Origin of the sequence: Streptomyces sp. NPDC096323, from assembly GCF_040302845.1 — a bacterium.
Classification (GTDB): domain Bacteria; phylum Actinomycetota; class Actinomycetes; order Streptomycetales; family Streptomycetaceae; genus Streptomyces.
In genome coordinates, this window is the sequence record NZ_JBEOSI010000023.1 from 1 (window position 1) to 20,376 (window position 20,376).

The following is a 20,376-nucleotide window of genomic DNA, read 5'->3' on the forward strand; positions in this document are numbered from 1 at the left end:
CAACAGCCATCAGTCGCTCACCTTCCCTACAGCATCCGAACGTTCCCCCACAGCCTTCGCAAGCCCGGCCCCGCCGACAAGCTCCCAGATTGCTCTGCTCGGGCCGGGCTGAGGCAAGTGAAGAGATGCGTCTCGAGTGGCGCCGCGGAAAGACTGGTGACCAAGTCCATGGACGAGTCCGGAACTGGAGATGTCGCGATGGCTTTGCCCGAAGTTGTGTCACGAGATGAATGGTTCGCGGCGCGTATGCCCCTTCTCGCCAAGGAGAAGGCGCACAGCCGTGCCCGGGACGCGCTGCACGCCGAACGGCAGAGTCTGCCGATGTTCCGTGTCGACCAGGAGTACGACTTCGACACGCCCGAAGGCAAGCGAAGCCTGCTGGAGCTGTTCGACGGCCGGCGACAGTTGATCATCTATCACTTCATGCTGCCGTCCGTCACCGGCGGCAGCTTCTGCGTCGGCTGCTCGTTCTGGGTCGACAACATGCCCCGCCATCTTGAGCACCTGCACGCCCGCGACACGTCGCTGGCGGTGGACTGCCCCGTTCCCCTGGCCGACTTCGTCGCGCACAAGGAGCGAATGGGCTGGACGGTCCCCGTGGCCTCTTCGCTCGGCAACAGCTTCTACGACGACTTCAACTTCGAGCTCGTGCCGGGAGCGACGAAGATCCCGGGCATCAGCGTCTTCCTGCGCGGCGACGACGACGAGATCTACTGCACCTACTCGACCGCCTTCCGCGGAACGGATCTGGTCAACAACACCTACAACTACCTGGACCTGACATTCCTCGGGCGGCAGGAAGCCGATCTGCCCTTCAAGTGGGCGTGGCTGCGGTATCACGACGAGTACGAGAGCTGAGCCGATCCCCGAGGGCCGGCCGGTCGCCGGCCCAGGTCCCTGAATGTGGCCGGTATCCCGCGAAGGGGTACCGGCCACATGTCATGGAGGAACATCGGCGCGATCAGGACTTCAGCACCTCGGCCAGTGCGTCGTCGATGGCAGCCGCGTCCTCGGGGACCATGCCGTACATGGTGAAGTGCCCCAGCGGGCCGTCGATCACCCTTAGCCGGGCGTCGCGGATCATGGCCACGTCGCGCTCGTGGTCCTCGGCCGGGAACAGCAGGTCGTCACCGAACGCGAAGACGAAGAACTCGGCGGTGATCCGGCCGAGCGCCGCCTCCATGTCTCCGCCGGCGCACAGGCTGACGTCCGCGGCACGCCACTTCGCGGCCTGGCAGAGCAGGTTGTTCGGGTCCATGGGCTGGAAATGGCCGCGGATGAATCCCTGGGTGAACTCCTGCGCGGCGGCGAATCCGATCCGGCGCCACACCTCGTCGCGGAAGAACCGGTAGCCGGTGCTGGTCGCGGCCCAGGCCATCGCATGCCTGCCCAGGCCGAGATGCACGTCGTCGGAGTCCGTGTAGAAACCGTCTGCGAACGCGGGATCCGAGCGCAGGAGTTCGCACTGCACATCGAGCTGCAACTGGTTTTGGACCGGCGTCTTCGCGGTGGCCGCGAACACGGCCGCCCGCAGCACCGTCTCCGGGTGGCGCACCGCCCATTCGTAGGTCTGCTGACCGCCCATCGACCAGCCGAGCACCGCGTGCAGGGCCGTGATCCCGAACCGCTCGGTCACCAGGCGGTGCTGGGCGCGTACGTCGTCGGCAATGGTCACCGCGGGGAAGTGGCCTCGGTCGAACGGCGCCGGCGTGTTGCTCGGTGACGAGGAGAGGCCGCTGCCGAACTGGTCGGGCAGGATGAGAAAGTACCGAGAGGGGTCGAGCGACCGGCCCTCACCGATGAGCATCTGCATCGAGGCGGACGTGCCCGAGTACATGTGCGGCACGAGCACGGCGTTGTCCTTGGCCGCGTTCAGGCGGCCCAGTGTGCGGTACGCAAGCCGTGCGGCGGGCAGCGTGTCCCCGCTGTCCAGCGTGTACGGACCGAGTTCGAAGCAGTCGTGCGGACCCTGCACCGCGGCGGAATAGTATTCGGCGCCCATGGTGACCTCCCAAGGAATGGCTTTGCACACGACTGTTCCGCCGAAGGCGGTGCCCGTCTTCTTCCCCCGTGCGTGCTTTCCCGAGCACCGCATTTGAGGAGAACCCGAAACGGCCGGCTTCGCCAATAATCGAAATTCGCCGTTGTCGTCAGCGGTCAGGGCGTATGGGGTACCACCATCCACGGTTGCGGAGGATTGATACACATGGCCAGCGCGGCAGAGCAAGTCGATGCGGTTGTTGTGGGAGCCGGATTCTCCGGTCTCTACATGCTCCACAAGCTCCGGAAAAAGGGCCTGTCGGTCAAGGTCTTCGAGGCGGGCGCAGATATCGGCGGTACGTGGTACTGGAACAGGTATCCCGGTGCCCGGTGCGATGTGGAGAGCATGGACTACTCGTACTCGTTCGATCCCGAGCTGGAGCAGGAGTGGGAGTGGACGGAGAAGTACCCGGGCCAGCCCGAGATCCTCGCCTATCTCCAGCACGTCGCCGACCGGCACGACCTGCGGAAGGACGTGGTCCTGGAGACCCGGGTCACGCACGCGGCCTACGACGAGAGCACGTCACGGTGGACGGTGCGGACCGATCAGGGCCAGGAGGTGTCCGCGCAGTACTGCGTCATGGCGACCGGCTGCCTGTCCACGCCCAAGTTCCCGGAGGTGCCGGGCCTGGAAACGTTCTCGGGCGCCTGGTACCACACCGGCCTGTGGCCGGACGACGAGGTCGACTTCAGGGGCCGGCGCGTCGGCGTGATCGGAACCGGCTCGTCGGGCGTCCAGGTCATCCCCTACGTCGCCGACCAGGCCTTGGACCTGACGGTCTTCCAGCGTACGCCGAACTACGTCCTGTCGTCGTTCAACGGCCCCATCGACCAGGACCGGGTCTCGGCCACCAAGGCGAACTACGGGCAGGCCCGCGAGGCGGCACGCCAGTCCATCTTCGGCATCGCGGTGGACATGCCGACGAAGTCGGCGCTGGAGGTCAGTGACGAGGAGCGCCGGGAGGTCTACCGCAAGGGCTGGGAGCGCGGACACCTGAACGCGATCCTCCAGGCCTACACCGACCTGATCTTCAACGAGGAGTCCAACGAGACCGCCGCGGAGTTCATCCGGGAGCAGGTCCGTGCCAAGGTCACCGACCCGGCGACGGCGGCGAAGCTCGAGCCGCGCGGCTACCCGTACGGCACGAAGCGGCCCTGCCTCGACACCCGGTACTACGAGACGTTCAACAAGGAGAACGTCCACCTCGTGGATCTGCGGGAGGAAGCCCTCGTCGAGATCACGGAGACGGGCGTCCGGACCACGGCGGGCGATTACGCGTTCGACACCTTGGTGATCGCCACGGGCTTCGACGCCATGACGGGCGCACTCCTGAACATCGACATCACCGGCAAGGGCGGTGTATCGGTGCGCGACAAGTGGCAGGACGGCCCGGACACCTACCTCGGTCTGGCGCTCTCGGGTTTCCCGAACCTGTTCGTGATCACCGGTCCCGGCAGCCCGTCCGTGCTCAGCAACATGGTCGTCTCGATCGAGCAGCACGTCGAGTGGATCAGTGACCTGATCGACTACATGGCCGCCAACGGGCATGTGGTGATCGAGGCGGCGGCCACCGCGGAGAAGGAGTGGACCGAACACGTCCGCGCGGTCGGCGACATGACGCTGTTCCCCAAGGCTGATTCGTACTACATAGGTGCCAACGTCCCCGGCAAGGCCCGCGTCTTCATGCCGTACGTCGGCGGTGTGGCCGGCTACCGGCAGAAGTGCGACGAGGTCGCGAGCGCCGGCTACGCCGGGTTCGAACTGCGATGAGTTGAGCCCGCGCCGCCGGTCCGGCGGCGCGGGCTCACCATCCGGCAAACGCCGAAGAACATGACCGGCCTGATCGGGCCACAGCCTGGTCGTATCCCCTTGCGGAAACGGCTACGAAGGAGCGGATCCTGATGGAAGAGCGTTGTCCCGTAATGGATACGACGGGTCGGGACATCCACGCCGAGGCAGCCACGCTGCGGGCGCTGGGACCGGCCGCCCGGGTCGAACTGCCCGGCGGCATCGTGGCCTGGTCGGTGAACTCCCACAGCGTCATCAAGAACATGCTGTCCAGCCCGAAGGTCACCAAGAGCGCACGCAACCACTGGCCGGCCTTCTACAACGGCGAGCTGGCGCCGGACTGGGAGATGATCAGCTGGGTGGCCATGGACAACGTGTCCACGTCCTACGGCAAGGATCACCTGCGGCTGCGCAAGCTCATCGGCAAGGCGTTCACCCCGCGCCGCACCGAGGCCATCCGCCCCTTGGTCGTCGGCCTGACCACGATGCTGCTCGACGCGCTCGAGGCGACGCCCGCCGGAGAGGTCGTCGACCTCAAGGAGCGATTCTGCTACCCGCTGCCGGGCATGCTGGTCGCCGAGCTGATCGGCATGGGCGAGGAGCAGCGTGCCGCCACTGCGAAGGTCATCGACATGATGATCGACACCACGGTGACCCCGGAGGTCGCGCAGGGCGTCCTGCAGGGCTGGCGCGGTGCGATGGCGGACCTGATCGCCGAGAAGCGCGCCCATCCGGGCGAGGACATCACCAGCGACCTCATCGCCGCCCGCGACGAGGACGGCTCGCGGCTGAGTGAACAGGAGCTGGCCGACACCATCTTCGCCATCCTCGGCGCCGGCTCGGAGACCACGATCAACTTCTTCGACAACGCCATCACCGAACTTCTGACCCACCCCGGTCAGCTCGCGAAGGTCCTGTCGGGCGAGAACAGCTGGGACGACGTCATCGACGAGATACTGCGCATGCAGTCCCCGCTGGCGAGCCTGCCGCTGCGCTACGCGGCCGAGGACATCGAGCTCGACGGCGTGACCATCCCCAAGGGCGACCCGATACTGATCAACTACGCCGCGGTGGGCCGTGATCCCAGCCTGCACCCGGACAGCCCGGAGTCCTTCGACATCGCCCGCGGCGACAAGGGCCACCTGTCCTTCGGCTACGGCCCGCACTACTGCCTGGGCGCAGGCATAGCCCGCCTGGCCGCCACGATCGGTCTGTCGTCGCTGTTCGAGCGTTTCCCGGACCTGTCCCTTGCGGCGGCGCGCGACGAACTGGTGCCGATGCCGACGTTCATCATGAACGGCCACCGCTCCCTGCCCGTCCGGCTGCATGCGGTAGCGGGCAGCACGGCCGCCTGAGCCCGCGTCAACGCGCACGGCCCGGCCGCTGACGGACTTTCCGTCGTGAGGCCGGGCCTTTCGCGCGCGGGCCGGTGATGCGCTTCGTTGTCCGTACCGTGCGTTCAGGGGTCAGCCCCCACCCGAGGGTGGGGGCTGACCCCTGTCTCACGCTGCCGCGGTTTCCGGCAGGGCCCAGTGCATCCCGTCGGCCGACGGCACCAGCCCGTCGGAGCGGACTGGTACCTGCTCGTCGACGGTGCCTCCGGTGGCGGCCTGCACCTGAATGTTGGCTCCGGCCTGCGCGACCGACCAGATCGCGTCCTCGACGTCCCGCCGCTGGCCGTAGGAGCCGGCGTCGACCAGTGCGCGCTCGTCCGAGGAGCCACCTCCGACGAGGGACACGAAGGACTGCAGTTCCGAGGCCGTGCCGCCGGCGACCTTCTTGGCCTTCCAGAAGTAGGACTTCTCGTCGGAATGCATGTCGTAGAAGGAGACGAGGAACTCGTGGAAGCGCATGTACTCCTGCCGGTAACGGACTTCGTACTCCTCGAACAGTGTCTTCTCGTCGATCTCGGCCTCGGCCGTCGCGCGCAGGGCGGTGTTGAGCGAGCGCGCGACGAGCAGTCCGCCGTAGGTGGCCAGGTGCACGCCCGAGGAGAACACCGGGTCGATGAAGCCCGCCGCGTCGCCCACGAGTACCAGTCCCGGCCGCGAGAACCTCTCCTGGATGTAGGAGTAGTCCTTGCGCACCCGGATCTCACCGTACGGGCCGCTGGTGACCCGCTGGGCGTCGGACAGGAAGTCGGCGATCATCGGGCACTCCGCGATCAGCTCGTTCAGTGCCTGTTCGCGGTCTCCCTGGATGCGGTCCAGCGCATCGCGGTGCACCACCGCCCCCACGCTGGTGAGCTCGTCGGACAGCGGGATGTACCAGAACCAGCCGGCGCTGAAGGCGACGGCCAGGATGTTCCCGCTGGTCGGGGCGGGCATCCGCTTGCCGCCGGTGAAGTAGCCGAACAGCGCGAGGTTGCGGAAGAACTCGGAGTACTGCCGCTTGCCGCCCACGCGGGAGTGGATGCGGCTCAGGTTGCCGGAGGCGTCCACCACGTACCGGCCGCGGAACTCGCGCCGCACGCCCGCGGCGTCGGTGCAGCTCACCCCGCGGACCCGCCCGTTCTCCTCGATGACGTCGGTGACGGTGTGCTCCTCGCGCACGTCGACGCCGTTCCTTTTGGCGTTGTCGAGCAGGATCTGGTCGAACTTCATCCGTTCCACCTGGTAGGCGGGCGCCGCCGCCTCGGCGAACTCGGGCGCGATGCCGAAGTCGAACGTCCAGGGCTCGGGGTTGGCGCCCCAGCGGAAGGTGCCGCCCCGCTTGACCGGGAACCCGGCCGCCTCCAGTTCCTCGGACACTCCGAGCAGCCGGCAGACGCCCTGCACGGTGGACGGCAGCAGCGACTCGCCTATCTGGTAGCGGGGGAACCGCTCCTTCTCCAGGAGTACGACCCGGTGCCCTTGGCGGGCCACCAGCGTTGCCACCGTCGAACCGCCAGGGCCGCCGCCGACGACGATTACGTCAGTCTCAGTGATGTCTGTCATTGCTTTCCTTCGCTTCGCGCAGGTTGACGCCTGCGGCCTTCGCCCGCGCCGGCGGACCCGCGCGAGAGGGCTGATGGCTGCTACCTGTCCATGACCGCTACGGCTCGCTCGATCGCGATCCGCGCGTGCCACAAGTCATCGGGCTCCCGAGGGATGTCGAGCACGAACGTGCGGATGCCTCCGTTCAGATAGGCGGTCACTGCCTGTGCCACCTCGTCGTGGCTTCCCACCAGGTAGGGGCAGAAGGTGTGGTGGTACCGGAAGGGAACCAGCCAGTACGGCTGTCCTTCCGCCTCGTCCGGGATGGGTACGGAAGCCAGCTGCGGCTGCCAGGACGAGACACCGGCGGACAGGAGCAGCTTCATGCGCTCGGCTCCTTCCGGGTCGGCCGGGAACCGCTTGCGCGCGATCCGCCATGCCTCGGCCGAGTCGTCCCGGGCGATGATGCCGATGCTGATGCCTGAGCCGAACTTGTTCTTGCGCAGGTCAGGGCTCGCGAAATCCTCGGGCGGCACGGGGAATGAGAGCTGGCCGAGGCCCAGCGACTCGCCGGCTTGCAGGCTGGCCGCCGAGGAGCCGGACACGTACGCCGTGGGCAGCAGGTCCTCGGGCACCGCCGTGGTGAGCCGGGCCCGCCGCACTGTGTAGTACTCGCCCGTGAAATTGGCCATGCCGCCGCCGAGCAGCGTTCTGACGATCCCCGCGTACTCGGTGAGCCGGTCGTAGCGGGCGTCGTGCGACAGGGTGTCCCCCTGGACGGCGAGATCGCGGATGAATCCGCCGCTGACGAAGTTGATGTCGACTCGCCTGCCGTACAGGTGTGCAAGCGACGACACCGCCCTGGCCACCGCGAACGGGGTCTTGTCCAGTGGCTGTACCGCGACCAGGGGTACGAAGGAGGCGGTGTTCGCGATGGCCGCCTGAGCTGCCAGCCACGCGTCCATCGACGTGTTGTCGCTGTACACCAGGGCGCCGCGGTAGCCCGCGTCGTCCACCCACCCGGCAAGCTCCAGCAGCGTGCGCAGGTGGGACGTCTGGCCGTGTCCGATACTGGACCGGACTGTTGAGTAGAGAGTGACGCCGCTGGCGGCCAGGTCGCTCATTTCGTCCCTCCCGCCCTGCGGGCGTGATTTCGCGGATCAGGGCTGTTGGGTCGCGGACGCCGGGACCCGGCCGGCGATGCCCCTGACGGACGGGTCGGCCAGGAAATCGCGCAGGTTGATCGTGATTCCGAACTGCTCCTCCAGCCGGGCGACGAGCACGGCGGAGAGCAGGGAGTGCCCGCCCAGGTCGAAGAAGCTGTCGTCGACCCCGACCCGCTCCACTCCCAGGACCTGCGCGAACAGCTCGCACAGGATGTCCTCGGCGGGGGTGGACGGCTCCCGGCCGGCCCCGCCGGAGAAGACGGGCGCGGGCAGGGCCTTGCGGTCCAGCTTCCCGTTCACCGTCAACGGCAGCGCGTCCAGGACCACCACCGCGGAGGGCACCATGTGGCTGGGCAGGACCTGTCCGGCCGCGGCCCGCAGCTGCGCGGGATCCAGCACGGTTCCGGCGGCTGACTGCACATAGCCCACCAGACGCCGGTCCCCCGGCCGGTCCTCGCGGACCACGACGACGGCTTGGTCCACTCCGGGCTGCCGGGCGAGCACCGCCTCGGCCTCGCCCGGTTCGACCCGGAATCCGCGGACCTTGACCTGCTCGTCGGTCCGGCCCAGGTACTCCAGCTCACCGTCCTGCCGCCGGCGCACCAGGTCGCCCGTGCGGTACATCCGCTCCCCGGACCCGAACGGACACGCGACGAACCGCTGCGCGGTCAGCCCCGGCTGGTTCAGGTATCCCCGGGCCAGACACGGCCCCGCCAGGTAGAGCTCCCCCGCCACCCCGGACGGCACCGGCTCCAGCCGGCCGTCCAGCACATACGCGCGCACGTTCCAGACGGGCTTCCCGATCGGCGCGTCCCCTCCCGACAAGGGGGTGCTGATCGTCGTGCACACCGTCGTCTCGGTGGGGCCGTACGCGTTGAACATCCGCCGGCCCGCCGACCATTCGACGGTCAGCTCGCTGGGGAGGGCTTCCCCGCCGACGACCAGGCATTCCAGTCCCTGCATGCCTTCGGGTGCCGCCCCGGCCAGCGCAGCCGGTGCCATCACCGCGTGGGTGGCCCGCAGTTCGCGCAGCGTCCGGGCCAGCTCTTCCCCGGCCAGCGGTCCTTGCTCGGGGAGGACCAGGGCGGCACCGGCGGGCAGGGACGAGAGCAGTTCGAGCAATGACATGTCGAAGCTCAGCGAAAGGAGCTGGGCCATCCGTGAGGTGGGGCCGGTACCCAGCGTGCTGATCATGAACGCGGACAGGTTCGCCAGGCCCATGTGGCTCACCACCACACCCTTGGGGCGCCCGGTGGACCCCGAGGTGTAGATGACGTAGGCGGGGTGTGCGGGCAGCAGCGGCGCCGGGCGGTCCTGATCGGTGACAGTGGCGCCGGAGAGCCCCGCCAACGCCGCAGCGACCTCGGGGGCGTCCAGGACGACCAGGGGGCTGGGGGTGACCAGGTCCCCGCCGGCCTGCCGGCTCGTGACCACCGCGACCGGTGCGGCGTCGGTGAGCATGAAGCCGGTCCGGTCCGCCGGATACCCCGGATCGACCGGCAGATACGCCGCACCGGTCTTGGACACCGCCAGCACCGCCGCCACCAGCTCCAGCGACCGCGGCAACGCCACCGCCACCACCCGCTCCGGCCCCGCACCCAGCCCCAGCAGATACCGCGCCAGCCGGCTCGACCACGCATCCAGCTCCGCATACGACCACGACACACCGGCACACTCCAGCGCCACCGCATCCGGCGTCCGCACCACCTGCGCCGCGAACAACTCCGGCAACACCGACACCGGCACATCCCGCGCCGTGTCATTCCACCCCGAAACAGCCAACTCGCGCTCGGCCGTCGTCAGCATGCGCACGCCGCTGACCCGGAGCGCCGGGTCGGCGGCGACCTGGCCCAGCAGCCGCACCAGCCGTCCGGCGAGCGCTCGCACCGTGCTCTCGTCGAACAGGTCCGCCGCGTACTCCAGCTCGCCGCTGATCCCGTCCGGGCTGCCGTCCGGCCCGTGGCGCGGCCGGAACGTCAGCGTCAGGTCGAACTTCGCCGCGCCCGCGTCCAGCGGCATGTCCTGGGCCTGCAGACCGCGGATCTTCCACTGTCTGGCGGTGTCGTCGTCAGAGGCCAGCATCACCTGGAACAGCGGGTGGTGAGCGCTCGAACGTACCGGGTTCAGCGCTTCCACCAGCCGCTCGAACGGGACGTCCTGGTGTGCGTAGGCGGCCAGGTCCCGGTCACGGACGCGGCCCAGCAGTTCCGCGAAGCTCGGGTCGCCGGACAGGTCCGTCCGCAGCACCAGTGTGTTGACCAGGAATCCGACCAGCTGGTAGAGCCTCTCGTCGCCCCCGCGGCCGGCCACCGGAACACCGATCGGGATATCGGTGCCGGCCCCGGACCGGGACAGCAGGACCGCCAGTGCGGCCTGCATGACCATGAACAGCGTCACCTGATGGGCCCGCGCAAGTTCCACCAGCGCGAGGTGCAGCTCGGCATCCAGATCCATCGTGATCTGCGCACCGCGATAGGAGGGATGCGGGGGGCGGGGCCGGTCGAACGGCAGCTCCAGCTGCTCGGGCAGGCCGGCGAGTGCCGACTGCCAGTACGCCACCTGCCGGGCCAGCACGCTGCCGGGCTCCTGGTCCCCGCCCAGCAGCTCGCGTTGCCACAGCGTGTAGTCCGCGTACTGCACGGGCAGGTCCGGCCACTGTGGTGCCTGGCCCGCCAGCCGTGCCTGATACGCCTCCTCCAGGTCGCGCAGCAGGACGCCCAGCGACCAGCCGTCACTGGCGATGTGATGCATCAGCAGCACCAGCACGCACTCGTCCGGGCCGAGCCTGAACAGCCACGCGCGCACGGGCGGTTCGGCGGCCAGGTCGAACACGTACCGGGCCGCCCGGTTTGTCAGCGCGGCCAGTTCCGACTCCGCGGTCTGCACCACCGTGACCTCGGGCATCACCTGTGCGGCCGGTGTCACCTGCTGGTACGGCTGCCCGTCCACCACCGGGAACGTCGTCCGCAGCACCTCGTGCCGCCCGACCACGTCACCAAATGCCGCGGTCAGCGCGGCCGCGTCCACCTGTCCGCGCAGGCGCCACGCGACCGGCACGTTGTAGGTCGCGCTCGGTCCCTCCGACTGCGCCAGGAACCACAGCCGCTGCTGCGCGAACGACAACGGCAGGCGCTTGGGGCGGTCCGCCCGCACCAGCGCCGGCCCCCCTCCCCCGGTCTCGTCGAGCGACCGCGCCAGCGACTCGGCCGTCGGGTGGTCGAAGACCGTCCGGATCTCCAGCTCCACGCCGAGCGCCGACCTGGCACGGCTGATCAGCCGTGCCACCAGCAGGGAGTGCCCGCCCAGGTCGAAGAAGCTGTCATCGGCCCCGACCCGCCCCACTCCCAGGACCTGCGCGAACAGCTCGCACAGGATGCCCTCGACAGGGGTGGACGGCTCCCGGCCGGCCCCGCCGGAGAAGACGGGCGCGGGCAGGGCCTTGCGGTCCAGCTTCCCGTTCACCGTCAACGGCAACGCGTCCAGAACCACCACCGCGACAGGCACCATGTGGACGGGCAGCGCCTGTGCCGCGGCGGCCCGTATCCCGACCGGGTCCACCTGGCTCCCCGCCGCGGGCACGACGTAGCCCACCAGCCGCCGGTCCCCCGGCCGGTCCTCGCGGACCACGACGACGGTGCGGGCCACCCCGGGCTGCCGGGCGAGCACCGCCTCGATCTCGCCCGGTTCGATCCGGAACCCGTGGACCTGGACCTGCTCGTCGGTCCGGCCCAGGTACTCCAGCTCACCGTCCTGCCGCCGGCGCACCAGGTCGCCCGTGCGGTACATCCGCTCCCCGGACCCGAACGGACACGCGACGAACCGCTGCGCGGTCAGCCCCGGCTGATTCAGGTATCCCCGGGCCAGACACGGCCCCGCCAGGTAGAGCTCCCCCGCCACCCCGGACGGCACCGGCTCCAGCCGGCCGTCCAGCACATACGCGCGCACGTTCCAGACCGGCTTCCCGATCGGCGGCGCATCCCCTCCCGACAACAGCCCGCTCATCGTCGTGCACACCGTCGCCTCGGTCGGACCGTACGCGTTGAACATGCGCCGGCCCACCGACCACTCGGCGACCACCTCACCCGGGCAGGACTCACCGCCCACCATCAGGCATTCCAGCTCGGGCAGTTGTTCGGGATCCGCTCCGGACAGGGTTGCCGGTCCGACCAGGGCATGGGTGACCCGCAGCCCGCGCAGGGCGTCGGCCAGCACCTCCCCGGCGAGTTGCCGCTGTTGCGGAAGGACGAGCGCGGCACCGGCGGGCAGCGACATGACCAGTTCCATGACGGCCGCGTCGAAACTCAGCGACGCCACCTGACCGACCCGTGATTCCGGTCCGATTCCGCAGGTGTCGATGAGATACGCGGACAGGCTCGCCAGGCCCATGTGGCTCACCACCACGCCCTTGGGACGCCCGGTGGACCCGGACGTGTAGATGACGTAGGCGGGGTGTGCGGGCAGCAGCGGCGCCGGCCGGTCCTGATCGGTGACAGTGGCGCCGGAGAGCCCCGCCACCGCCGCGGCCACCTCGGGGGCGTCCACATGGACCACGGTCATGCCCGCCGGAGCCGGCAGGCGCGCGGAGGTGGCCCTGTCAGTGACCACCGCGACCGGTGCGGCGTCGGTGAGCATGAAGCCGGTCCGGTCCGCCGGATATCCGGGATCGACCGGCAGATACGCCGCACCGGTCTTGGACACCGCCAGCACCGCCGCCACCAGCTCCAGCGACCGCGGCAACGCCACCGCCACCACCCGCTCCGGCCCCGCACCCAGCCCCAGCAGATACCGCGCCAGCCGGCTCGACCACGCATCCAGCTCCGCATACGACCACGACACACCGGCACACTCCAGCGCCACCGCATCCGGCGTCCGCACCACCTGCGCCGCGAACAACTCCGGCAACACCGACACCGGCACATCCCGCGCCGTGTCATTCCACCCCGAAACAGCCAACTCCGGCTGGAGGCCCATCTCGGTTACGCCCGTTCGGCTTGGACAAGACTGTTGGGGCGCATGTCGGTCCACTGCGCTTCGACGTATCCAAGGCAGTTCGAGCGGGAATCCACGTCATGCGCCGTGGTCCAGCCGGCCGGAACAGCGACGTCGGCGGGCCACAGGCTGTACTGCCCTTCGGCGTTCACCAGGACCAGGTACAGGGCGTCAGGGGCCTCGAATGGATTGGACACGGAAAACCTCATTCCCATCGACGAGCGGATTCCTTGAGGGCTGTCACTCAGGACGCCGGACCGGCTTCCTGCTGCGCCTTGACGCTGTCGTAAAGGTGCTTGATGTTCGAGCTGCCGAACGAGGTCGCACCGACCCGCTCGATGATCTCCAGGAAGATGGTGTTCCTCGGGTGAACGGATTTGGCGAAGATCTGGTACAGCTGGCCGTCGTGGTCCTCGTCCACGAGTATGTTCAGATCGCGCAGCTCACCGACGGGGTGCCGGTGCTGCTGGACCCGGTCGGCGAGCGCGGAGTAGTACGCGGACGGGGTGGTCAGCAGCGCGATGCCGTGTTCGACGAGGTCTCGCACGGTGGTGAGGATGTCCGCGGTGCTGAAGGCCAGGTGCTGCACGCCCGGACCGTCGTGGTCCTTGAGGAACTTGTCGATCTGGCCGACTTCCAAGTGGGTGTCCGCCTCGATGAGAGTGAACGTGACGGCACGCGACTTGCTCTGGACCACCTTGATGGTCATCCCCTGGTCACCGGTGACGATCCGCTCGGTGAGGGTGAGGTCGAAGTCCAGCGTCCGCCGGTAGTAGTCGACGGTCTCGTCGAGCCGGCCCGGCTCGACGCAGGCCGCGAAATGGTCCACCTTGAGCAGACCGGTCCCCGGGGCGGGGGCGTGGCCCGGCACCGCGACGAGCCCGCGCCCGTCGGCCGCTGTCGAGCCGTCGGGCCGCTGGATGAACGTGTGGGTCACGTCGCCGAAGCCGGCGACCGTCGCCGTGGTCACCGCGCCACGGGTGACCGGCTCCTTGACCGGCCGTACGCCGCGCCGCACTGCCTCGGCGAACGCCCCGGCGGCGTCCGGCACCCGGATGCCGATGTCGCCGACGCCGTCCCCGTGCTGCTCGGCGTAGGCGCGTGCGGGGTGGTCCTCGGTCGACTCGGTGAGCAGCAGATCGATGCCGCCCTGCCCGACGTTGACCGACCGCGTCGCACCGTCCGCCGGAGCCGAGTTCGCGCGCACGGCGAAGCCGTAGCCTTCAACGAGCCAGGCGAGGCTTCGATCGATGTCTTCCACATAGAACTCGACATAGTCGATCTTCATATCCTGTAGAGCGTTCGTCACGGTCTCTACCTCCACCGGCAAATGTCTGGCCTCTGGCGTCCGCCCCAGCGAGCTACTTCGAGAATCACAGTGCCGGACCGGCTCTGTCGTCTCTCACGTTGCCTGCGTCAGTAAAGGGACAGCGGGTCACGCGTTTTCCGCGACAAGCCGGGAAAGCCTTCGCACGCCCTCGGCGATCTGCTCCGGCATCAGATAGCTGCAGGACAGCCGGACCGAGCGGTCGCCGCCGTCGGTGTAGAAGAACCTCATCGGCGTCCACAGAACGCCGTACTGCTCGGCGGAGAGTTCGAGAAGTTTTTCGTCGGCCCGGAACGGCAGGTCGACAACTGCGAAGAAGCCGCCGCTCGGCACGTTCCATCGCACCGTGGGTTCGCCGCGTCCGGAGTGCGGGAAGTGTTTCTCCAGCGCGGCGAGCATGGTGCGCAGGTTGCTCCGGTAGAACGCGATCTTGTCCCGGTTGGCGGCGCGCAGGCCGCCGCCCGATTCGACCAGGACGCCGCCGATGACGGCCTGCGAGACCGCCGAGGTGTTCAGGGTCAGCATGCTCTTGACCGCCGACATCTCGTCGGCGAGCAGGGTGCGCCGGCCCTGCTCGCCGACCACGGTCTGGTCGGCGACGAGGAAACCCACGCGGGCGCCGGGGAAGCAGGATTTCGAGAACGATCCCAGATAGATCACGCGTCCGTCGGTGTCCAGTGACTTCAGGGTCGGGCGCGGTTCGTCATCGAGTCCGAACAGGCCGTACGGGTCGTCCTCGAGCAGCAGCAGGTCCTGCTCGCCGGCGACCTCGAGCAGCCGGCGGCGGGTGGCCACGGGCAGCGAGACGCCCGAGGGGTTGGAGAAGTTCGGCACGAGGTAGAGCGCGCGGGGGCGCTTTCCGGCGGCGCGGACCGTACCCGCCACCTCGGCCACGGTCTCCGGTACGAGCCCCTGCGGGGACTCCGGTACGGGCACCACCTCGATGCCGAGGATGCGGGCCGCACCGGTCAGCCCGACGTAGCAGGGCTCGGCTGCCAGGACGACGTCCTGGGGGCTCGGACACAGCGCCCGCAGCGCGATGACCATGGCTTCCTGGCAGCCCGATGTGACCATCACCGCTTGTGGCGGCACCACGATTCCCTCGTCGATCTCGAGCATTCTGGCGATCAGGGTGTGGATCTGGCCGTTGGTCCGCCCGTACTGGAGCAGCTGACCGCGCACCTGTGCCTCGGGGACTCCGTCGGCGCGAAGGTGGTTCAGATAGACGTCGAGGTAACGCTGCACGTCCTGGGTCGAGTAGAACCCGTCGTAGGGGCGGCCAGCGGCCAGCGAGATCGCGTCCGGGAACCGGCTCGCGATCTCATTGAGGAAGTTCATCGAGGTCGCCGCGGGGTCGGACACCGAGACGTGCAGGTCTGCGCGGGACAGCTCAACCATGGGCCACCGTTTCGGTCGCAGCCAGTTTCGTCAGCTCCACGAGCCGGGTGCCGACGTCGATGACGGGCAGGTCGCAGACGGCGGCGATCAGCGGCAGGAGCGCGGTGAAGTGCGTGCAGGCCAGGACGACGGCGTCGAGGCCGAGGTGCTGGGCCATGCGCAGCGTGGTCGGCAGGTGCGAGGCGGTGAAGGCCGCCTCCACGTCACCGGCCTCGATCCCGCGCACCAGGGCGGGGTCCGACACTCCGAGCATCCGGTGGCGGGGGGCGGTCCGCAGGGCGGTCCGCTCGAAGCCGAGGAGGGCCTGGGCGTTCCCGGTGACCACCAGGGACGACTCCAGCTCCGGCAGCAGTTCGCCGTAGACCGTGACCGGTGAGACGACCGGCAGCACGGCGTCGTCGTGGTTCACCACCGCGGAGATGGAGTTGCAGAACAGCATGACCTGTTCGGTTCCGCCCGCCCGTAACCCGGCGAGGCGCTGATGGAACGCGGCCGCCAGAGCGCCGGGATCCTGGTACTGCAGCCGGTCCTGCTCGTCGGGCGACGCCGCCATGGCGTACGGATGTGCGGTCAGCCCCTCGGCGCGCAGCAGTTCGACGCCGAGCCCCGTGTCGTACGGGGTTCCGGCGATGACCGCCACCGCGGGCCCTGTGCCGGTCGTGGTCATGGGTTCACCGTCCTGGGGGCGTCCGTTGTCTTCGGTGCCCGCGGCCGGGAGGGCGGTCGCCGGCTTCCGGATTGCGGCCGGCCCGGCGCGATCACCTTGCCGGGGTTGAGGATCCCGGAGGGGTCGAGCGCGGCCTTCAGCGCCCGGTGCACCCGCATTCCGACGGGGCCCAGTTCGCGGGCGAGCCAGTCCCGCTTGAGCATGCCTATGCCGTGCTCGCCGGTGCAGGTGCCACCCAGCGCGAGGGCAAGTCGCATGATGTCGTCGAACACCCGCCGGCCGCGTTCCATGCCGGACGGGTCCGCCCGGTCCACGACGATGACCGGATGCAGGTTTCCGTCTCCGGCGTGCCCGACCACCGCGACCAGGAGGCCGTGCCGTGCGGAGATCTCCTCCACGCCCTTGATGAACTCGGCGATCCGCGTCCTCGGCACTGCGACGTCGTCGACCACAAGGCCACCTCGCCCGCCGGGAAACGCCCGCCTGGCGAGGTGCTCCATCGCCGGATGGGCCAGTCGGCGGGCGGCGGTCAGCGCCTGGGCCTGGATCTCGTCCTCGGCCACGTACAGGCTGTCCGCCCCGGCGGCTCGACAGCAGTCGGCGATCGCCGCCAGTTCGGCCCCGGCGCGGTCGCCCGTGTCGGCGGCGATCAGCAGCATCGCCCCGGCCGTCCCCGGAAGGCCCATCGGCCGGTACGCCTCGATGGCCTCCAGGTGTGTGCGGTCCAGGAGCTCCAGCATGCTCGGCACGTGGCCGGCGGCGGTCACCGCCGCGACGGCGGCGCAGGCGGCCGTCACCGTGGGGTACAGCGCTACCAGAGTCCGGATCTCCCCGGCGGCGGGCCGGAGCCGGACGGTGATCTCGGTGATGATGCCGAGCGTGCCCTCCGCGCCGACGAACAGCCGCGTCAGGTCGTACCCTGCGACGCCCTTCACCGTCCGGCGACCGCAGCGCAGGATCTCGCCGTCGGCGAGCACGACCTCCAGGCCGAGCACGTACTCGCCGGTGACGCCGTACTTCACACAGCACATCCCGCCCGCGTCGGTGGAGACGTTGCCGCCGATCGTCGAGGTCTCCCAGGAGCCCGGGTCCGGCGGGTAGGTGAGGCCGTGCTCGGCGGCGGCGCGGTGCAGGTCGGCGTTGACGACACCCGGCTGCACGACCGCGATGCGCTCCGCGGGGTCCATCTCGATGATCCGGTTCAACCCGGTCAGCGACACGACCAGGGCGCCGTCGACCGCGTTGGCCGCACCGGTCAGCCCGGTGCGCGCCCCCTGCGCCACGACCGGAACACCGTGTGCGGCGGCCACCCGTACGGTCGCGGCGACTTCGGCGGTGCTCTGCGGGCGCACCACAGCCAGCGCGGTGCCCGCGGCGCACAGGTCGGCCTCGTCGCGGCGGTGAACGGCCAGCAGGCCGGGGTCGGTGAGCACCCGGCCGGCGGGCAGCACCGCCAGTAGCTCTTCGACTGTGGCATCCATTCCCGCACCGTAACGAGGCGCACGGGCAGGACTCCATCCGGCGACGCGAACTCCGCATTCCGGGAGATGGGCGCCGGTGCGCCGGCCGGCCGCCGCGACGCCGCGGACCGAGGTACGAAGTTCCGCCCGTGCGGCCCTACGCGCCCTGGCCCCGCGGTGCGGCCCGTACCGTCACCGGCACGCCGTTGAACACCGCGGTCCCCGAGACCCCGTCCAGCACCGCGTCGTCGGTCAGGGTGTTCGCGTTGACCCCGGGGTCCCGGCGCGCCACCTTCTGGGGGGAGTCCTGGTGGCCCCAGCCGTGCGGCAGGCTCACCACGCCGGGCATGATCGTGTCGGTGATCTCGACCGGCACCGTCAGCTCGCCGACCGCCGAGCCGATCAGCGCCGGCGTCGTGGCGTCCAGGCCGAGCCGGTCGGCGTCGCCCGGGTGGATCTGGAGCGTGCAGAGGTTGGTGCCGCCGCGCAGCTCCTTCACGTTGTGCAGCCAGCTGTTGTTCGACCGGAGGTGGCGGCGGCCGATGAGCACGAACTCCGGCGGTTGGGCGTCCATGCACGTGCGCAGCCGTTCGGCTTCCGCGACGAGTTGGGGCGGCGCCAGGTCCACCCGGCTGTCGGGGGTGCGGAGCAGGGCCGGCAGGCGTGGTTGCAGGGGCCCCAGGTCAAGGCCGTGCGGCGCGTCGAGCAGTGCCTTGAGCGACAGGCCGTAGCCGCCGGCTCGTAGCAGTGCGTCCAGGATCTTCTCGGTGCCGTCCTCCCCGTCGAGTGCGTCGGCCGCCTCCCCGGTGATGCCGAGCTGTTCGAGGAACATCTCCTCGGCGCGGGCCGGATCGGCGCCGGCGCCGAGGCCGGCGGTGATCAGCATCAGCCGGGCCAGGATGTCGGCCTCGGAGCGCTGGTCGTCGTCCAGCGGCAGGATCGCGCGGGAATAGCGCGCGTAGTTGCGCACCATGATGATCTGCACCAGGAAGTCGAAGTGCGAGCTCTGGAGCGTCCGCGGCGGCGGCAGGATCACGTCGGCCAGGCGCGTCGTCTCGTTCAGGTATGGGTCGACGCAGACCATGAATTCCAGCCCCTGGACGGCCCGGGCCAGCCGGGGGGCGTTGGGGGCCGAGGACGCCGGGTTCCCGGCGACCGTCACCAGCGCCCGGACCTGCCCCTCGCCCGAGGTCTCCATCTCGTCGGCCAGTGTGGCGACCGGGAGCTCTCCGAGCACCTCCGGCAGTCCCCTGACCCGGCTGTGCCACTTCCCGGTCGAGAACGCCGGGCCTGACCGGAAGATCTCCAGCGCCGCCGTCTCGGCGAACATCACGCCGCCCCGGCGGTCCAGGTTGCCCGTCAGGGTGTTGAGTACGTCCACCAGCCACTGCGCCACCGTGCCGAACTCCGTCGTGCACGTCCCGATCCGCGCGTAGACCGCGGCCGTAGGCGCGGCGGCCAGCTCCCGGGCCGTCCGCACGATGGTCTCCGGCGCGATCCCGCACACCGGCCCCACGGTCTGCGGCGTGAATCCGCGGGCCAGTTCGCGCAGCTGCTCCAGCCCGGAGACCTCCAGACGTGTCGTGTCCAGGCCCTCGTCCAGGACGGTGTGCACCATGGCCATCAGCAGCAGCGGATCGGTGCCGGGCCGCACCGACAGGTGCTCGTCGGCCAGCGCGGCGGTGCGGGTGCGCCGGGGGTCGACGACCACCAGCTTCCCGCCCCTGCTGCGCAGGGCCTTGAGACGCCCGGCGAAGTCCGGAGCCGCGCACAGCGAGCCGTTGGACTCCACCGGGTTCGCGCCCAGTATCAGCAGGTGGTCGGTGTGGTCCAGGTCCGGCACCCCGATCGCCATCGCGTCGCCGAACATCAAACCGCCGGCGACCTGCTTGGGCATCTGGTCCACGGTACTGGCCGAGTACACGTTCTTCGAGCCCAGGGCCTGGGTGATCGCCTGCCGGTAGAGGTAGGCGCCGATGGTGTGGAACGTCGGGTTGCCGAAGTACAGCGCCACCGCGTCCCGGCCGTGGCTGCTGATCACCTCGGACAGGCCCGCGTCCACCGCGGCGAACGCCTCGTCCCAGCTGACCTCCCGCAACTCGCCGTCCCGGCGCAGCAATGGTCTGCGCAGCCGGTCGGGGTCCTCGTCCAGCTTTCCCAGTACCGCGCCCTTGGGGCAGATGTAGCCCTTGGAGAAGGGGTCCTGCTCGTCCCCGGTGACCCGCAGGACGCGCCCGGCGTCGTCCAGGTCGAGCCGCAGGGCACAGCCTGCCTCGCACAGGGGACAGGTCCGGTGCGCGGTCCTGGTGCTGCCTTGCTGGCCCGTTACGTCTTCGACGGTCATCACTACTCCCTGGGGACGGCGTGTTTCCCGACGACAGGGTATTTGTGAACCCGCCCGCGAAAGCCCTTGCTCTTGCGCCGCAGCATTCTGCGAGATGCGGCCGTGTGCCGAAGGGTCCTTGGCGGTTCAGCATTCTGAAAGGTGCTCAGGAAAAGGCCGCCGCTGTGGCGCCGACGCTTTGCCGTTGAGCAATCTGGGAGCTTGTCGGCGGGGCCGGGCTTGCGAAGGCTGTGGGGGAACGTTCGGATGCTGTAGGGAAGGTGAGCGACTGATGGCTGTTG

At 69.6% G+C, this 20,376-nt stretch carries 13 protein-coding genes; 3 read left to right on the forward strand and 10 right to left on the reverse strand.

Features of this window, described 5'->3' with window-relative positions:
* Nucleotides 1–198: 198 nt before the first annotated feature.
* The gene (locus ABTX18_RS35555) at nt 199–858 is read left to right on the forward strand and encodes a DUF899 domain-containing protein (RefSeq protein ID WP_352126937.1); all 660 of its coding nucleotides are present in this window, start codon (nt 199–201) and stop codon (nt 856–858) included.
* Between the two features lie 103 nt (nt 859–961).
* On the opposite strand, the gene ABTX18_RS35560 is transcribed toward ABTX18_RS35555, so the two are convergent.
* Nucleotides 962–2,002 (reverse strand): alpha/beta fold hydrolase, encoded by a 1,041-nt coding sequence (locus ABTX18_RS35560; RefSeq protein WP_352126938.1) that lies wholly within the window; start codon nt 2,000–2,002, stop codon nt 962–964.
* Nucleotides 2,003–2,206: 204 nt separating this feature from the next.
* Between ABTX18_RS35560 and ABTX18_RS35565 the strand changes: the two genes are divergently transcribed.
* Together ABTX18_RS35565 and ABTX18_RS35570 are read left to right on the forward strand one after the other, a co-directional pair.
* Complete coding sequence (locus ABTX18_RS35565; RefSeq protein ID WP_352126939.1) at nt 2,207–3,811, forward strand: flavin-containing monooxygenase; 1,605 nt, start codon at nt 2,207–2,209, stop codon at nt 3,809–3,811.
* A 152-nt stretch (nt 3,812–3,963) separates the two neighbouring features.
* Nucleotides 3,964–5,184: a cytochrome P450 family protein gene (locus ABTX18_RS35570; RefSeq protein WP_352126940.1), complete on the forward strand. Its 1,221-nt coding sequence runs from the start codon at nt 3,964–3,966 to the stop codon at nt 5,182–5,184.
* 147 nt (nt 5,185–5,331) lie between these two features.
* Here ABTX18_RS35570 and ABTX18_RS35575 read toward each other — a convergent pair whose 3' ends face one another.
* The 9 genes from ABTX18_RS35575 to ABTX18_RS35615 all read right to left on the reverse strand — a co-directional run bounded on the left by ABTX18_RS35575 (nt 5,332) and on the right by ABTX18_RS35615 (nt 20,095).
* Nucleotides 5,332–6,765 (reverse strand): tryptophan 7-halogenase, encoded by a 1,434-nt coding sequence (locus ABTX18_RS35575; protein ID WP_352126941.1) that lies wholly within the window; start codon nt 6,763–6,765, stop codon nt 5,332–5,334.
* An 80-nt stretch (nt 6,766–6,845) separates the two neighbouring features.
* Nucleotides 6,846–7,868 carry an LLM class flavin-dependent oxidoreductase gene (locus ABTX18_RS35580; protein ID WP_352126942.1) on the reverse strand — a complete coding sequence of 341 codons (1,023 nt, stop codon included), beginning with the start codon at nt 7,866–7,868 and terminating at the stop codon, nt 6,846–6,848.
* A gap of 36 nt (nt 7,869–7,904) precedes the next feature.
* Complete coding sequence (locus ABTX18_RS35585; RefSeq protein ID WP_352126943.1) at nt 7,905–12,821, reverse strand: non-ribosomal peptide synthetase; 4,917 nt, start codon at nt 12,819–12,821, stop codon at nt 7,905–7,907.
* Between the two features lie 65 nt (nt 12,822–12,886).
* Nucleotides 12,887–13,096, reverse strand: a complete 210-nt coding sequence (locus tag ABTX18_RS35590; RefSeq protein WP_352126944.1) for an MbtH family protein — start codon at nt 13,094–13,096, stop codon at nt 12,887–12,889.
* A gap of 47 nt (nt 13,097–13,143) precedes the next feature.
* Nucleotides 13,144–14,187, reverse strand: a complete 1,044-nt coding sequence (gene hppD / locus ABTX18_RS35595; RefSeq protein ID WP_352126945.1) for a 4-hydroxyphenylpyruvate dioxygenase — start codon at nt 14,185–14,187, stop codon at nt 13,144–13,146.
* 147 nt (nt 14,188–14,334) lie between these two features.
* Nucleotides 14,335–15,624 carry an aminotransferase-like domain-containing protein gene (locus ABTX18_RS35600; RefSeq protein ID WP_352126946.1) on the reverse strand — a complete coding sequence of 430 codons (1,290 nt, stop codon included), beginning with the start codon at nt 15,622–15,624 and terminating at the stop codon, nt 14,335–14,337.
* Entirely contained in the window at nt 15,617–16,291 is a 675-nt protein-coding gene (locus ABTX18_RS35605) for a hypothetical protein (RefSeq protein ID WP_352126947.1), read from the reverse strand. The genes ABTX18_RS35600 and ABTX18_RS35605 overlap by 8 nt, the downstream gene beginning before the upstream one ends.
* A complete protein-coding gene (locus tag ABTX18_RS35610; RefSeq protein ID WP_352126948.1) occupies nt 16,288–17,772 on the reverse strand; it encodes an FAD-binding oxidoreductase in 1,485 nt (494 codons plus the stop codon). The genes ABTX18_RS35605 and ABTX18_RS35610 overlap by 4 nt, the downstream gene beginning before the upstream one ends.
* Before the next feature lie 136 nt (nt 17,773–17,908).
* Nucleotides 17,909–20,095: a molybdopterin-dependent oxidoreductase gene (locus ABTX18_RS35615; RefSeq protein ID WP_352126949.1), complete on the reverse strand. Its 2,187-nt coding sequence runs from the start codon at nt 20,093–20,095 to the stop codon at nt 17,909–17,911.
* Nucleotides 20,096–20,376 lie beyond the last annotated feature (281 nt).